This window comes from Streptomyces sp. NBC_00376 (assembly GCF_036077095.1).
Lineage (GTDB): Bacteria > Actinomycetota > Actinomycetes > Streptomycetales > Streptomycetaceae > Streptomyces.
Window position 1 is genome coordinate 1,847,557 of record NZ_CP107960.1, and the last position, 14,527, is coordinate 1,862,083.

A 14,527-nucleotide genomic window follows, 5' to 3' on the forward strand; every position below is an offset into this window, starting at 1 on the left:
CGGGCGTCCCCACCCCCCACGGGAAGGACGCCCGGCGGACCGGTCAGGTCGTGATCAGCGCACGGCGTACGCGTCGGTCACGGTCTGGATGACGGAGTTGCCGTTGGCGTCCGTCAGTTCGGTCTTCAGGGTGACCGGCTTGCCGGCCGCGCCCGCGTGGTTCACGGTCGCGGTCCACCGGCCGTCCTGCTGTGCGGTGGTCGCCTCGGTCCAGGTCTTCCCACCGTCGTAGGAGTACGAGACCTTGGCCGCGGTCAGCTTGCCGGGCGTGTAGCCGGCGTGACCGGTGACGCTCAGGCCGATCTTCTGACCGTCCTCGGCCGCGAGGGTCTTGAGCCCGTCCGAGTCCAGGTCGTAGCCCGGGAAGAGCAGCGGGATGCCCTGGGAGTACGCGTTCTCGTCCCGCTTCGAACGGAACTTCCAGGTGGTCTCGGTGCTGGTGGAGCGCTTCCACACGGCGGCGGGCTGACCGAACCGGGTGGTCTGCATGGTGAGTTCGTAGGCGGCGTCCTCCGCCGGGACGGTGAACACCCCGGCCGGCCAGCCGGTCTCACCGATCACCTTGCCGCCGCTGCTCAGCCGCATGCTGCCCATGTCTCCGAAGGAGCCCTGGAGACCGGCGTGCTCACTGTCGCTCCAGAAGCCCGGGGCGACGCCGATCAGGTTGTCCTGGCGCTCGGCGGCGAGCTGGGGCTTACCGGCGGCGTCGCGCGGGGCGGAGGGCGCGGGGATGCCCCGGTACCAGTTCTCCGTGCGCTTCGAGCCGGCCGTGTAGGTGCGCGGCTGGTCGACCATCATCTCGCCCCAGGGGAAGCTGGAGGAGAGGTACCGGACCCACGCGGTGTCGCCTGCCGAGTAGTACTCGGTGCGCTTGCTGGGGGCGGCGACGTAGTCGGTGACGCCGGAGAACGCACCACCGTACGGCCGGTTGATGATCATCATGTCGACGTAGTCCGCCGCGAGGCCCATCGCCTCGTAGTTGGCGGTGACCTTGCCGAGCTTGTTGTCCCGGACCTTGTAGGTGCGGTCCGAGGTGACCGGACCGGTCTCGGGGAAGGCCAGGTTGTAGACGAACGGGCTGACCGCGGTGGCCTTCCAGCCCAGCTCGACCGGGCCGTCGGCCAGGGCGACCTTCAGCGCGTCGGCCTCGTCGGCCTCGATGCCGAGTGCAGGCAGCGTCGATGCGGCGTAGCCGACGGACGGCTGCCAGGGTCCTGCGGAGGGGCGGTGGGTGATGATGGCCTTGGCGCCGGCTGCCTTGGCGTCACGCACCTGGCCGTACACGTTGTTGCTGCCGTCAGCGACCTGAACCAGAGCGATCTTCCCGGCGACGTCCGCGGCCTTCAGCTCGGCGGGGGTACCGGTACCGGCGTCGACGAGGGCGGCCTTGCCGGTGCCGTCGAGGTTGACGGAGCCGGTGCTCGCCGTCCTCGGGTGCAGTTCGATGCCGCCGACGACCGACAGCTTCTCGATCTGCGGGGCGTACGCGCGCCAGAAGCTGGCGAACTCGAAGTCGCCGTCACTGGCCTTGCCCTGCACGTCCGCCAGGTAGTTCTTGACCGCGGAGCCACCGGAGATGGAGCCCGAGTGCAGCCAGACATCGTCCCAGGTACGGCCGAACGCGAGCGTCGTGGAGCGGCTCTCGGAGGCGCGGTCCTCGGTCTTCACCTGGATCCGGTGCGCCTTGCGGGCGTCCAGGACCAGGGTCGTGTCCTTGGTGACGTCCACCTGGGGCCGCGCGAGGTAGGCGACGGACTCGTTCAGGTAGCCGGTGGCGTCCTTCGGGTCGGCCGTGGTGACGAAGCCGGAGACGAAGTACGCGCCGGGGCGCACCTGGTAGACCTGGTCGGCGGAACCGTCGTTGAAGCGGCGCTCGCCGCTGGAGGTGTCGGTGCCGATCACGTCGAGCGAGGAGGAGCCCGCGGCGGGCTTGCCGGCGCCGTCGACGAGCTTGACCCGCAGCGTGACGGTCTCGGCCCCGACGTACAGCGAGAACGGGGTGGAGACCTTGGCGCCGCCGGGGCCGGTGGCCAGCACGCGTCCGGTGACGTCACCGTACTGCGCGGCCTTCAGCTTGGCCGTCGGGTCGATCTGCAGCGGGACCTTGACGGTGGCTCCGGCCGGGACGGTGACGGTTTTCGCGTCGAGCTTCGCGACGGAGGAACGGACGGCCGAGCCGTCGTTGCCGGTGACGCCCTGCACGCTCAGCGACAGCTTCACCGGCTCGGTGCCGGAGTTGGTGTACGGGACGTCGACCGTGGTGCGGTCGGTCCGGTCCTGCGGCCAGTTGTAGGTGCCGCCCTGGATGGCGGGGGCGCCGACGACGGTGGTGTCGATGGCGGCCTTGACGTCGAGGCGGCCGCCGCCGGTCTCGCGTACGTCGCCGGGGATGTCGCTCTTCGCGGACGAGACGAGCGCCGCCTTGATCTGCTGGGCGGTCCAGTCCGGGTGACGCTGCTTCACGATGGCTGCGGCGCCCGCGACATGCGGGGTGGCCATCGACGTACCGGACATCGACCGGTACGCGTACACGCCGCGGCCACCGGCCGCCGCGGCCGAGATGGCGACGCCGGGGGCGGCGATCTCGGGCTTGAGGGTGTGCGATCCGATCGCGGGCCCGCGGCTGGAGAACTGGGCCGTGGTGTCGTCGCGGTCGACGGCGCCGACGGTCAGCACGCTCGGGGCGCAGCCGGGCGAGGAGACGGTGTTGAACGTCGGGCCCGAGTTGCCGGCCGCGATCACGAACAAGGTGCCCTTGCTCTGCGCGAGTTCCTCGGCGGCGACGCTCATCGGGTCGGTGCAGTCCGTCGGTTCCGGGCTGCCGAGGCTCATGGAGACGACGTCGGCCTTCTGGTCGACGGCCCACTGCATGCCGGCGATGATCCAGGACTCGGCGCCGGAGCCGCTGTCGTTGAGGACCTTGCCCGCGAGCAGGTCGGCGCCGGGGGCGACGCCCTTCTTCTTGCCGCCGCTGGCCGCGCCGGAGCCGCCGACGGTGGAGATGGTGTGGGTGCCGTGGCCCTGGCGGTCGTCGGTGGAGTCGGAGTCGGTGAAGTTCTCCGAGGCGGCGACCCGGCCCTTGAGGTCGGGGTGTTCGGCGTCGACACCGGTGTCGAGGACGGCGACCTTGGTGCCCTTGCCGTCGTATCCGGCGGCCCAGGCGAGGTCGGCACCGACCTGCTTTGTCGACTTGTCGAGGGTGGCCTGAACCTTGCGGTCGAGCCAGAGCTTCTTCATGCCGGAGGTCGAGAAGGAACGGGCGCCACGGGTGACGTCCGACCAGAAGTCGGCGGCCTTCTCCTTCTCCGCCTTGAGGGCGAGACCGCCGATGGCGTCGAGCGCGAGTCCGCGCTTGGCGCCGCGCGGGGTGGCGAAGGTGGAGCGGGACTGGCCCTCGCCGTAAACCGCGATCAGCGGCAGCGACTTGGTGTGGGCGTCGTCGTAGCCCTGCCGGATGAGGCCGGTGACGTTGAAGAGCTCCTCGTCGACCTTGCCCGCGGCGAGCGCGGCGGCGGCGCTCTCGGGGTAGACGTAGAGGTCCTTGCCGGACTGCCTGGTCTGCACCAGGGGGACGGTGCCGTCCTCGCGGGGCAGCGCGGTGGCCGAGTCGGCCCCCGAACCGTCCTTGCTCACCAGGACCTTGTCACCGGTGACCAGGGTCACGGTGACCGACTTGTCCTTCTTGGCTTCGGCGGCCGAACTGCCGGTCAGTGCTCTCTTCCCTGTCGCATCGTCCTGCGGCGCTGCCGCGGACGGTGCGATCGCGGTGACGGCCAGGACGGCGGCGGTGGCCGCGCCCAGCGCCGTACGCGATATCGGACGCATCGTTCTCCCCAAGTGAATCCGGAACCAATCAGCGCAAACCGCAGTCTTCCGGAGGTTGTTGGTACTTCGGTGGCGCCACATTGGCAGAGCGCCGGGCGATAAAGGGATGATGTACACGGCGGGTTTACGCCGTGGCCGCTTTCCGCCATGGACGGACGCCCGACGACAGCGACATCGTGCGGAATCAACGCGTCCGGGAGGGGTCCGGGGATGCTGGGAGCCATAGGGCTCGACGAGATACAGGAGTCGGCGTACCGCGCGCTCGTGGCGGTGGGGGCCTCGGAGGTCTCCGATCTCGCGCACCGGCTGGGCCTTCCCGAGCCGGACACCGAGCGGGCGCTGCGCAGGCTGGAGCAGCACGGTCTGGCCGCGCAGTCCTCGGCCCGCACGGGCCGTTGGGTGGCGGCTCCACCGGGCGTGGCGCTGGGAGCGCTGCTCACCCAGCAGCGCCATGAGCTGGAGCAGGCGGAGCTGGCGGCGGCGCTGCTCGCCGAGGAATACCGGGCGGATGCCGACGAGCCGGCCGTGCACGATCTGGTCGAGGTGGTCACGGGGGCGAGCGCGGTGTCGCACCGCTTCCACCAGTTGCAGCTCGGCGCGACGAGCGAGGTGTGCGCCCTGGTCACCGGGAAGCCGATCGCCGTCAGCGGGATGGAGAACGAGGCCGAGGAGCAGGTCGCGACGCGCGGGGTGTCCTATCGGGTGGTGGTCGAGCGGGAGACGCTCACGATGCCGTTCGGGATTCTGGAGCTGTCGACGGCACTGAGCCGGAACGAGCAGTGCCGGGTCATCGACCGGGTGCCGACCAAGCTGGTCGTCGCGGACGGCGCCCTGGCGATGGTGCCGCTGACCGGGCGCGGCGCCGAGCCTGCCGCACTGGTGGTCCATGCCTCCGGGCTGCTGGAGTCGCTGATGGGCCTCTTCGAGGCGGTGTGGCGCGAGGCGATGCCGCTCAGGCTGGGCGAGGGCAACCGGCTCCAGGAGGAAGACACCGGCCCCGATCCCACGGACCTGGAGATCCTGTCGCTGCTGCTGGCCGGGCTGACGGACGCGAGCGTGGCGAAACAGCTGGAGCTGGGGCTGCGGACCGTACAGAGAAGGGTGAAGGGGCTGATGGAGCTGACCGGCGTCTCCACCCGGCTCCAGCTGGGCTGGCACGCGTACGAACGGGGCTGGGTGGCCCGCACGCCCCGGTTCTGACCCGCACCCCCGGTTCCGAAGAGGCACGTCACGGAGCGGCCGCGACAACACACCGTTACGGCTCCGATACGGCCCTGAGCTGCGCCGACGCCCTCCGTCCCCGGGTGCGCTGACGGGCGGGACCGGCCGGACTCCGGCAGGCTGGTCAGATGAGCATGTGGCAACTCGTCGCCGTCGGCCTCGTCATGCTCCTCGGCCTGCTGGGTGTGCTGGTGCCGGGGGTCCCCGGCCAGGCGATCGTCTGGGCCGCCGTGCTGTGGTGGGCACTGACCGACATGACGCCGGTCGCCTGGGGCGTACTCATCGGCGCGACGGCGCTGCTGCTGTTGAACCAGGCGCTGAAGCCACTGCTGCCGCCGCGCCGCCCGCGCGAGACGGGCGCGCCGCGCAAGACCCTGATGCTCGGCGGGATCGGTGCGATCGTCGGCTTCTTCGTGGTGCCGGTGATCGGTGCGGTCCCCGGATACGTGGGGACCATCTACGGCGCGGAGCGGCTGCGGCTGGGCAGCCACGGCGCGGGCTGGACATCGATGCGCTCGGTGATGCGGGCGACCGGCTATGCGGTACTCGTCGAGCTCTTCGCGTGCCTGCTGGTGACGGGCGCCTGGCTCGGCGCATTGATCTGGGGCTGATTCAGGCCCCACCCTCTCGACATCCTGCGGGACACCGTCCAGATACACGGAAACACATCGGATCTCTCCCGCTCCATTGACGCAGCAATACCCCGCGCCTACCTTCCCTCAAGGAATAGCTCGGATGAATTGAAGTGCCTGCGTACGAGTCGCCAGGAGAAGCCTTGTCCACAGCACCGGACCCCTCCCGCACGCCCCGGACCGAAGCCTCATCCCCGTCCCGACCCGCTCCGTCCCGACCCGCCCCTTCGCGCAGGACGGTGCTCGCCACCGGCACCGCGATCGGCGGCGCACTCGTGGCGGCCGGCACGGCCGTCCCCGCCCTGGCAGCAAGCCCGACCACCCCGGCCCCTACCACCCCCACCACCGTGCACTCCCCCGACGACAGCTGGCACACGGTCCTCGACGATGCCGACCTGCTCTGGCAGAAGCCGCCGAAGACCTGGTACGAGGGCCCGTACCTCGGCAACGGCCGCCTCGGCTCCGGCATCTACGCGGAGCCCGGCGCCACCACCCGGGCCGTCCGCTTCAACGTCCAGCACTCCGAGGTCCAGGACCACCGACCCGAGTTCGGTTCGCTCTTCGGTCTCGCCCGCCTCCCCATCGGCCACTTCACTCTGGAGCCGGTCGGCGCCATCACGGGCATCGAGTGGTGGATGCGGCTGCGCACCGCCCAGCTCGAAGGCACGATCACCACGACCGCGGGCACCCTGAAGCTCCGCGCCTTCGTCCACTCCACCAGCGATCTGCTCGCCGTGGAGGTCACCCCGAGCGAGGGCGAACAGGACTTCCGCTGGGTCTTCCACCCCGCCGAGGCGATCAGCCCGCGCGCCGCCTTCAAGCCGGTCCCGGACGGCTACACCGGCAACCCTCCCGCGGTGACCGAACAGCACGGCGACACCACCGCCGCCGTCCAGCCACTGCTCGCGGGCGGTCAGCACGTCACCGCCTGGCGCGAACACGCCAGGGGCACGGCCCGCACCCTCTACGTCACGGTGGCGCACTCCCACCCCGCGACAACGGCACGCGACCGTGCGCTGCGTACCGTCAAGGGCGCCTCCGCGCTCCCGTACGGCCCGCTCGCCGCCCCCCATCGCGCATGGTGGGACCGGTTCTACCGGAAGAGCTTCCTGTCCCTGCCCGACGCCCGGTTGCAGCGCTTCTACTGGATCCAGCTCTACAAGACCGCGTCGGCGGCCCGCAAGGACGCCCCGGTGATGGCCACCTCCGGCCCCTGGCTGGAGCCCACGCCCTGGCCCAACACCTGGTGGAACCTCAACGTCCAGCTGGAGTACTGGCTGATCCACGGCTCCAACCACCTGGAACTGGACGCCGTCACCCGCGCCCTGAGCGAAATCCGGGACCAGCTCTCGCGCGAGGTCTCCGCCCCCTACCGGGCCGACTCGGCCGGCATCCCCCGCACCACCGACCCCCAGCTGGTCAACGGTGCCTCGGTGACCGACGGCGGCTACGGGGTCGGCATCCCCGGCCAGGACCCGCCCACCCCCGAGGTCGGCAATCTGACCTGGGCACTGCACAACGTCTGGCTCTCCTACCGGCACACCATGGACGAGTCGATCCTGCGCGACACGCTCTTCCCGCTGCTGCGCAAGGCCGTCAACTACTACCTGCACTTCCTGACGCCCGGCACGGACGGAAAGCTGCACCTCCCGGCGACGTTCTCCCCCGAGTACGGCGTCAACGCCCCCGACTGCAACTACGACCTGATGCTGCTGCGCTGGGGCTGCCGCACCCTGCTGGAATCCGCCGAGCGGCTCGGCGTCCGCGACCCGCTGACCGCCCGCTGGCAGGAGGTCCTGGCCAGGCTCGCGCCCTACCCCGTCGATGCCAACGGGTTCATGATCGGCGCCGGGGTCCCGTTCGCGAAGTCGCACCGCCACTACTCGCACATGCTCGCGGTGTACCCGCTGTACGAGCTGACCGGCGCGACGGCCGACGAACGCGCCCTGATCGAGAAGTCCCTCGCCCACTGGGTGGGCTTCGAAGGCGCCCTCCAGGGCTACACCTTCACCGGCGCCGCGTCGATGTCCGCGCTGCTCGGCAAGGGCGAGGACGCTCTGAAGTACCTGGGCCAGCTGATGAGCCGCTTCATCCAGGCGAACACCATGTACAAGGAGTCCGGCCCGGTCATCGAGACCCCGCTCTCGGCGGCCCAGTCCCTGCACGACATGGTCTGCCAGTCCTGGGGCGGCACGATCAGGGTCTTCCCGGCACTGCCCGCCGCCTGGCGGGAACTGACCGTTCACGACTTCCGGACCCAGGGCGCCTTCCTGCTCAGTGCAGTACGCGAGGAGGGCCGGACCCGCTGGGTGCGGCTGACCAGCGAGGCCGGCGCACCCTGCGTCGTACGCCATGGCATCGACGGCCCGGTGGAGATCCGGGACCGGCACGGACGGCCGCTGGAGCACGAGGTGGCGGCCGACGGCACGGTACGCATCCGCCTCGGCAAGGGCGACTCGGCGCTGATCACGGCGCGGGGCGACCGGCCGGACCTGACCATCCGCCCGGTGCCGGCGAACGAAGCCGCGCCGCGCTGGGGTCTGCCCGCCTGAGCCCGGTCACAGCAGCCCCAGGTGTCGCGCCCCGTACGAACGCCAGGGCCGCCACCGGTCCGCCTCGGGCCGCCCGTCCGGATCCACGTCCGGGTCACCGAGCGCACGCATCCTGATCAGCGCCGCGGCTGCCGGGCCGATCCCCGGCAACCGCAGCAGCGCCTGCTCGGCCTCGTCGCGGTCGGCCCCGGCGTCGAGCCGTACGTCCCCATCGGCGAGCGCGGCCGCCAGCGCCCGCAGCTCCGGATCACTCGCCGCACCGGCCAGCACTCCCGGCTCGGGGAAGACGTGCGTCAGCCCGCCGCAGGGCACGTCCAGCACCTTCCCGTACAGCTCCACCAGCCGCTCCGCCTCTTCCCGTCCCACCAGCGTCCGCACCGCGAACTCCTCCGGGTCCGCGGCGCCCGGCGAACGCAGCCCGGGGCGGGCGGCGACGCCCGCAGCGAGGAGCGGGTCGGCGCCGAGCAGCTCGTCGACGGCGTACGGATCGGCGTCCAGGTCGAAGAGCCGCCGCAGCCGCTGGACGGCCGTCGTCAGGTCCCGCAGGTCCGTGAGGTGGATCCGGGCGTCCAGCCAGGCCCCGGCGGACCGCTCGTCGACGGCCACGATGCCCGTGCCGTACGGAAGCCGCAGGGTACGCCGGTAGACACGGGCACCGGCCGCACCGCTGACCTCCTCGATCCGGGCGACCGTCTCACCGGCCAGGAGGTCGAAGACCTCACGGGCGGCGTACGGCCCCCGGTGGGCGAGCCGCAGCGGGATCCCGGCGGTGCGCGCCTCCCGGACCGCCGCTCCCAGCCCCGTCCCCGCCTCGGCCCGCAACGCGCTCGGCGTACGGGCGTATATCTGCCGGATCGTGTCGTTGAACTGGCGCACGCTGGCGAAGCCCGACGCGAAGGCGATCTCCGTCACGGGCAGCCCGGTCGTCTGGAGCAGCACCCGTGCCGTGTGGGCCCGCTGGGCACGGGCGAGCGCCACGGGCCCGGCGCCCAGCTCGGCGTTGAGCTGCCGCTGCACCTGGCGTGAGCTGTAGCCGAGCCGGTGGGCGAGACCGGGCACGCCCTCCCGGTCGACCACACCGTCGCCGATCATCCGCATGGCGCGGCCCACGACGTCGGCCCGCACGTTCCATTCCGCCGAGCCCGGCACGGCGTCCGGGCGGCACCGCCGGCAGGCCCGGAAGCCGTGGCCCTGCGCGGCGGCCGCGGTCGGGTAGAAGCGGACGTTCTTCCGCTTGGGCGTGACGGCGGGGCAGCTCGGCCGGCAGTAGATCCCGGTCGTTTCGACGGCGAAGAAGAACTCCCCGTCGAAACGGGCGTCGCGGCTGCTCACCGCCTCGTACCTGGTCCGTTCGTCCATCACACCGTCCAGTGTGCGGCACCCACCGGCACCGGACTGGCGGTTTTCGGACGTGGACCCGGCGGTCTGCGGCCATGGACGCCCGCGGACCGGGGACCACCACCTACCGCACCCGGCCCCGCTTCGCCTCCATGGCGAACCGGCCCTCGGCGCCCTTGCGCTTCCAGTCGCGCAGCATCTCCGAGCGCATCCGGGCGTCGGTCTTGGCGGCGATGCGCTGGTTCTCGCGGATCAGCTTGCGGAAGCTGTCGAGGCGCCGTTCGTGCAGCGAACCGTCCTCGATCGCGGCGAGCACCGCGCAGCCGGGCTCCGACTCATGGGCGCAGTCGTGGAACCGGCACTGCTCGGCCAGCTCCTCGATCTCGGAGAAGACCTGGCCGACACCGGCCTCCGCGTCCCAGAGCCCGACCCCGCGCAGCCCGGGGGTGTCGATCAGCACGCCACCGGAGGGCAGCAGCAGCAGATTGCGGGTGGTGGTGGTGTGCCGGCCCTTGCCGTCGACGTCCCGCGCGGCCTGCACCTCCATCACGTCGTGGCCCAGGAGGGTGTTGGCGAGGGTCGACTTGCCCGCACCGGAGGCGCCGAGCAGCACACTGGTACCGCCCGAGACGATGGCGGCGAAGACATCGACACCCTCCCCCGTGGCGGAACTGACGGTCAGCACCTGCACCCCGGGCGCGACGCCCTCGATGTCCTGCACGAGGTGCGACAGCGTGGTGGCGTCCGGTACGAGATCGGCCTTGGTCAGCACCACGATCGGCTCGGCCGCACCGTTCCCGGCCGGCCCCCCGCCACCCAGCAGCGCGTCACCGCTGGAGCTGGACATGGCGAGGGCGAGGAAGCGCTCCACCCGCCCCAGGTCGAAGTCGACCGCGAGCGAGAGGCAGATGACGATGTGGTCCACATTGGTGGCGAGCACCTGGCCCTCGGAGCGCTGCGAGGACGTGGAGCGGACGAAGGCGGTACGCCGCGGCAGCAGCGTCCGTACGAACTGCGGGTCGCCGCCGGGGTCGACCGCGACCCAGTCGCCGGTGCAGACGATCCGCATCGGATCGCGCGGGACGACGAAGGCGGTGTCGGCGCGGAGCGTGCCCTCGGGGGTGACGACATCGCACTGACCGCGGTCCACCCGCACCACGCGCCCGGGCAGCAGACCCTGCTCGGCGTACGGTGCGAATTCGGCCGCCCACGCGTCGTCCCAGCCGTACGGGGACAGCGGGTGCGACGCGGACGAGCCCTGAAGAGAGGAGACAGAAGAGGGGAAGGACGGGAAAGACAAGGGAAACCCTTCAAAGGGTGGCCCCGGCAACGCGCACACGGGCGCGGAGAGTTGCGGAGTAGGTCAGCCGGCGACCACGGGGGCGGGAACGATGCTCTTCGAGTTGTGGGCAGCACCCATCGCAGCGACAGTCATCACAGTCCTCACCTCCTGGTTCAAGCACGGGACCGACAGCGGTAGTTGATCTCCGCCGTCCGGAACAGTGGACACCCTAGCCCGCACGCATCGGCCGGCTCAACACATTTAAAGGAGGCCAAGCGCATCCGTAGGGCGGAGAGGGATCCAGGCAGCTTTCACCGGGTCTATCCTGCTACATCCCTCAATCAGGTGATACACATGCACAACGACCGGTCCGGGGCCGTTATGGTGCCGAGCATGACCTCCCCCCAGACCGCCACCGGCACGTTCACACAAGCCCAGTTGGGCACGATCACACTGATCGGTTGGAGCGGCGAACATCCCGCCGACGGCCACGATGTCGCCTTCCTGCTCGTCTACTCCCTGGGCGACGGCTCTGAGGGCCCCGCCGTCGGCGAGACCGCCATGCGCACGGCCCTGGAGCGCTGCGGACTGCCGGTCGGCAGCGCTCCGGTGTACGCCACCGAGAACCCGAGCCTCCCCGTGAAGCTGCTCGTCCAGGCCGGGCAGGCGGTCCTCACGCTGCCCCACTTCACGGCGCAGTACCCCGCACCGCCCGAGTGGCTGGCCGCGGCCGGCCGGCGGGGCGAGGTGCACACCATGTTCGCCACCCGCCCGTGGCCCCAGGGCGCACCGGGCCGGCCGGTGAGCGAGGAGCTGCTGCGGTCCTTCGCGGCCGACCCGGAGGTCATCACGACCTCCGCCCACTGCGTCGTCCCGGTCCGCAGCCTGGGCTGACCCACCCCCGGATCGCCGGATGCCCACCGCCCCCGTGGTGCGGTGGGCATCCTTTTGCGTGGAGCCCTGGGACGGTGTGCCCCGGATCGTGCTGTGCGGCGCGGTGCACCGCAGTGCGGGCTGCCGCGGGGTGAATCCCCGGGCAGTCCGCGCCTCGGGTGCGTCAGTCGTTGGCGATCCCGTTGCCCGCGAGCACCGGGATGTCGTCGACCAGGTGCGACAGCGGCTCGTCGCCCTTGGCCTGGGTGGAGTTCTCGGCGCACTGCTGGTTCTGCGGCGAGGCCAGCACGTTGACGTGCTGGACCGCGACCGGCACCAGCACACCGACGAGCGAACCGGCATTGGCCTTCAGCGGCAGACCGACGCAGGCCTTGTTCAGCGTGCCCTGGACGAGCTGGAACTGCGGGCTGCCGTCTCCCTGGGTCACGCTGTTGCCGAACTCGTCCACGGCGCCGTTGCCGTTGACCGACGTGGTGCCCCCGTCGTTGCCGATCGCCATGGCCGCGGGGGCCGCGGCGGCGGACAGGCCGACCAGGGACACGGCCACTGCTGCGCCGGCCATCATCTTCTTCATCACGCTTCACCTTTCGGAGCGTCCCGTTGTGGAACGTACTGATCAACCCGCTACGGAAGCGCCGGTTCCGCATTACCACTCATACGGGTTCGATCCGGCATGAGTTCGACGCTCGTGGTTACCCGTCGACGGCCTCGCCGGAGGTGCGGGCCGCGGGAACCCTGCTGCCCGCGTGACTCCGGTCGGGCCCTGCCGGGGGCGCGGGCTCCGGACCGCCGTGGGCCGCCTGCCACTCGGCGAGCAGCCGGTCGTAGATGGGTGTGCCGTCCTGTGCGTGCCGCTCCCGGCCACGGGGGCGTTGACTGTCGTACTGGTCCATGTGTGGCCCCTACCCGGTGCGGCGGGTGAGGGCTGCCAGTACTACGGCAACCGGCCCAGTCCACCGCCCCTTCGAGGGGCCACCGCTTCCCGGACGCACGAGTGGGGCCGGCATATCCGGGCGGCCGGAGAACGGCTGCCGCGTGGATGTGACGGCCCCACAAGGTGTTTCAGCTACTGCGTGCAGGCGGGCTCGAAGCTGCCCGCGGCACGCTCCCCTGCCGATCCGCAGAGTTCAGCGAGGAGCGCCCGGAGCGGTACGGCCTCAGTTGTTGCCGGTGCCGTTGCCGGACAGGATCGGGATGTCGTCCAGGATGTGCGAGAGGGCCTCGTCGCCCTTGGCCTGGGTGGAGTTCTCCGTGCACTGCTGGTTCTGCGGCGAGGCCAGGACGTTGATGTCCTGGACCGAGACCGGGATGGCCCCGAGAACCGAACCGACGTTGGCCTTGGCCGGCAGCGCGATGCAGGGCTTGTTGAGCGAGCCCTGGATGAGCGCGAACTGCGGGCTCATGTCGCCGTGGGTGGCGGAGTTGCCGTACGACTGAATGACGTCGTTGCCGTTGACCGACGTCGTGCCACCGTCGTTGCCGATGGCCATGGCCTGCGGGGCGATCGCGGCGGAGACACCGACGATCGAAGCAGCGACTGCTGCCGAGGCCATAATCTTCTTGATCATTGAATAGTCCTTCTGGGGTTCTCTGTTGCCCGCCTGTCCGGAGCGAACTGATCAACTCGCGACGACGGGGATAGTTGTGCCGATTCACTCGAACGGCGCTTTTACGGGCGGTTGTTCGCCGAATTCACCGCATCGGAGGAATAAGAAAGGCCGAGGCCGGCCGGGAACCGCTGTGACGAGACTGGTCAGCCACCGACCGGCAGGCCGCCGATGAGCGGGGCCGCGCCCTTGGCCGCACCGGTCGCCTGGCCGGCCAGCTTGGTGACGGTGCCGTTCTTCTGCACCGATTCCGCGGCGCCGCCGACCGTGTCGACGATCGGGTCGACAGCCTGCGGGGCGCTCTCCACCACCTGGTTGACGCCTCCGTTGAGGCTGAAGTTGGGGGCCGTGGCGTTGGTGACGGCGAAGGCGGGAGCAGCCGTTCCGAGCGCAACCACGGAACCGGCAACGAACGCAGCAGTCTTCGCGTACTTCACTTTCGGGTTCCCTTCTGCAGCGGCATCTGTTCGGTCGCGCACCCGCGCCGCACGTGCCTTCTTTAGCCGTGCCTTCTGCCGCTTTCACCCTGGGTAACGATGCGGTTGCGACACGGCAACTGGACGGAGTCGCTTTTCTGCGGGACCACCCGATCGAATGCCAGGGAGAATGCAGGAAGGCCCCGGACCGCATCGAATGCGTTCCGGGGCCTTCCGGTCACGAGCGTTCGGCCCGTCCGACCAGAGATCAGGCGTTGGCGCAGTTGTTGCCGAAGGCGGGGTTGAGCAGGCCGATCACGTCCACGGTGTTGCCGCACGCGTTGATCGGGACGTGGACCGGGATCTGGATGGAGTTACCGGACAGCACGCCCGGGGAGAGGGCGGCGCCGCCCTCGGCGCCCGAGTCGGCGAAGGCGGGGGCGGCGGCACCCATCGCCATCAGGGTTCCGGCGGCGATGGCGGCAACCTTGGTGTACTTCACTTTTGTTCCCTTTCTTCGACGGAGTCCGAAGCAGCAACGTCTTTCGTGCCGCACGAGCGCAATCGTGATCACTCGTAACTCCGCCGCTGTAATTCATAACGATTTAAGACCGCGAGAGAAACTCGTCAGCCAGAAGATTCTCGGAAAGTCGCCCGAATGACGCAATACCGATCTCCCAATATCACCGGCGAGAATATTCCGACAATCCGACGCACCCATTCCGGGGAATGGCAGCAACAGGCCCGGGCCGCGCGGAGG

The 14,527-nt window shown here is 70.5% G+C and carries 12 protein-coding genes; 4 read left to right on the top strand and 8 right to left on the bottom strand.

What is annotated here, in order from left to right:
- Nucleotides 1–54: 54 nt before the first annotated feature.
- A complete protein-coding gene (locus OG842_RS08285) occupies nucleotides 55–3,825 on the bottom strand; it encodes a S8 family serine peptidase (protein WP_266728912.1) in 3,771 nt (1,256 codons plus the stop codon).
- Between the two features lie 210 nt (nucleotides 3,826–4,035).
- Between OG842_RS08285 and OG842_RS08290 the strand changes: the two genes are divergently transcribed.
- From OG842_RS08290 to OG842_RS08300, 3 genes are all read left to right on the top strand, one after another.
- Nucleotides 4,036–5,025: a helix-turn-helix transcriptional regulator gene (locus OG842_RS08290; protein WP_266728914.1), complete on the top strand. Its 990-nt coding sequence runs from the start codon at nucleotides 4,036–4,038 to the stop codon at nucleotides 5,023–5,025.
- A 149-nt stretch (nucleotides 5,026–5,174) separates the two neighbouring features.
- Nucleotides 5,175–5,657 carry a DUF456 domain-containing protein gene (locus OG842_RS08295; protein ID WP_266728916.1) on the top strand — a complete coding sequence of 161 codons (483 nt, stop codon included), beginning with the start codon at nucleotides 5,175–5,177 and terminating at the stop codon, nucleotides 5,655–5,657.
- A gap of 260 nt (nucleotides 5,658–5,917) precedes the next feature.
- Nucleotides 5,918–8,230 carry a glycosyl hydrolase family 95 catalytic domain-containing protein gene (locus OG842_RS08300; RefSeq protein ID WP_328512656.1) on the top strand — a complete coding sequence of 771 codons (2,313 nt, stop codon included), beginning with the start codon at nucleotides 5,918–5,920 and terminating at the stop codon, nucleotides 8,228–8,230.
- A gap of 6 nt (nucleotides 8,231–8,236) precedes the next feature.
- Here OG842_RS08300 and OG842_RS08305 read toward each other — a convergent pair whose 3' ends face one another.
- Entirely contained in the window at nucleotides 8,237–9,589 is a 1,353-nt protein-coding gene (locus OG842_RS08305) for a DNA-3-methyladenine glycosylase 2 family protein (RefSeq protein WP_323185801.1), read from the bottom strand.
- 103 nt (nucleotides 9,590–9,692) lie between these two features.
- Entirely contained in the window at nucleotides 9,693–10,868 is a 1,176-nt protein-coding gene (gene rsgA / locus OG842_RS08310; protein ID WP_266728919.1) for a ribosome small subunit-dependent GTPase A, read from the bottom strand.
- A 375-nt stretch (nucleotides 10,869–11,243) separates the two neighbouring features.
- Here rsgA and OG842_RS08315 point away from each other — a divergent pair, with 375 nt between their 5' ends.
- Nucleotides 11,244–11,744 (top strand): DUF5949 family protein, encoded by a 501-nt coding sequence (locus tag OG842_RS08315; protein ID WP_266728921.1) that lies wholly within the window; start codon nucleotides 11,244–11,246, stop codon nucleotides 11,742–11,744.
- Nucleotides 11,745–11,907: 163 nt separating this feature from the next.
- Here OG842_RS08315 and OG842_RS08320 read toward each other — a convergent pair whose 3' ends face one another.
- The 5 genes from OG842_RS08320 to OG842_RS08340 form a co-directional block, all read right to left on the bottom strand.
- A complete protein-coding gene (locus OG842_RS08320) occupies nucleotides 11,908–12,318 on the bottom strand; it encodes a rodlin (protein WP_328512164.1) in 411 nt (136 codons plus the stop codon).
- Between the two features lie 118 nt (nucleotides 12,319–12,436).
- The gene (locus tag OG842_RS08325; RefSeq protein ID WP_266728925.1) at nucleotides 12,437–12,637 is read right to left on the bottom strand and encodes a hypothetical protein; all 201 of its coding nucleotides are present in this window, start codon (nucleotides 12,635–12,637) and stop codon (nucleotides 12,437–12,439) included.
- 264 nt (nucleotides 12,638–12,901) lie between these two features.
- Nucleotides 12,902–13,312 carry a rodlin gene (locus OG842_RS08330; protein WP_266728927.1) on the bottom strand — a complete coding sequence of 137 codons (411 nt, stop codon included), beginning with the start codon at nucleotides 13,310–13,312 and terminating at the stop codon, nucleotides 12,902–12,904.
- A 185-nt stretch (nucleotides 13,313–13,497) separates the two neighbouring features.
- On the bottom strand, nucleotides 13,498–13,788 hold the full coding sequence (locus OG842_RS08335; protein WP_266728928.1) for a hypothetical protein: 291 nt from the start codon (nucleotides 13,786–13,788) through the stop codon (nucleotides 13,498–13,500).
- A 247-nt stretch (nucleotides 13,789–14,035) separates the two neighbouring features.
- The gene (locus tag OG842_RS08340) at nucleotides 14,036–14,269 is read right to left on the bottom strand and encodes a chaplin (RefSeq protein WP_323180363.1); all 234 of its coding nucleotides are present in this window, start codon (nucleotides 14,267–14,269) and stop codon (nucleotides 14,036–14,038) included.
- Nucleotides 14,270–14,527: the final 258 nt, after the last annotated feature.

Bases quoted from the DNA above. Each gene is read 5' to 3' on its own strand.
- OG842_RS08290 (WP_266728914.1), top strand. From the start codon at position 4,036: ATGCTGGGAGCCATAGGGCTCGACGAGATACAGGAGTCGGCGTACCGC.
- OG842_RS08315 (WP_266728921.1), top strand. From the start codon at position 11,244: ATGACCTCCCCCCAGACCGCCACCGGCACGTTCACACAAGCCCAGTTG.
- OG842_RS08285 (WP_266728912.1), bottom strand. From the start codon at position 3,825: ATGCGTCCGATATCGCGTACGGCGCTGGGCGCGGCCACCGCCGCCGTC.
- OG842_RS08305 (WP_323185801.1), bottom strand. From the start codon at position 9,589: ATGGACGAACGGACCAGGTACGAGGCGGTGAGCAGCCGCGACGCCCGT.
- OG842_RS08295 (WP_266728916.1), top strand. From the start codon at position 5,175: ATGAGCATGTGGCAACTCGTCGCCGTCGGCCTCGTCATGCTCCTCGGC.
- OG842_RS08320 (WP_328512164.1), bottom strand. From the start codon at position 12,318: ATGAAGAAGATGATGGCCGGCGCAGCAGTGGCCGTGTCCCTGGTCGGC.
- OG842_RS08330 (WP_266728927.1), bottom strand. From the start codon at position 13,312: ATGATCAAGAAGATTATGGCCTCGGCAGCAGTCGCTGCTTCGATCGTC.
- OG842_RS08325 (WP_266728925.1), bottom strand. From the start codon at position 12,637: ATGGACCAGTACGACAGTCAACGCCCCCGTGGCCGGGAGCGGCACGCA.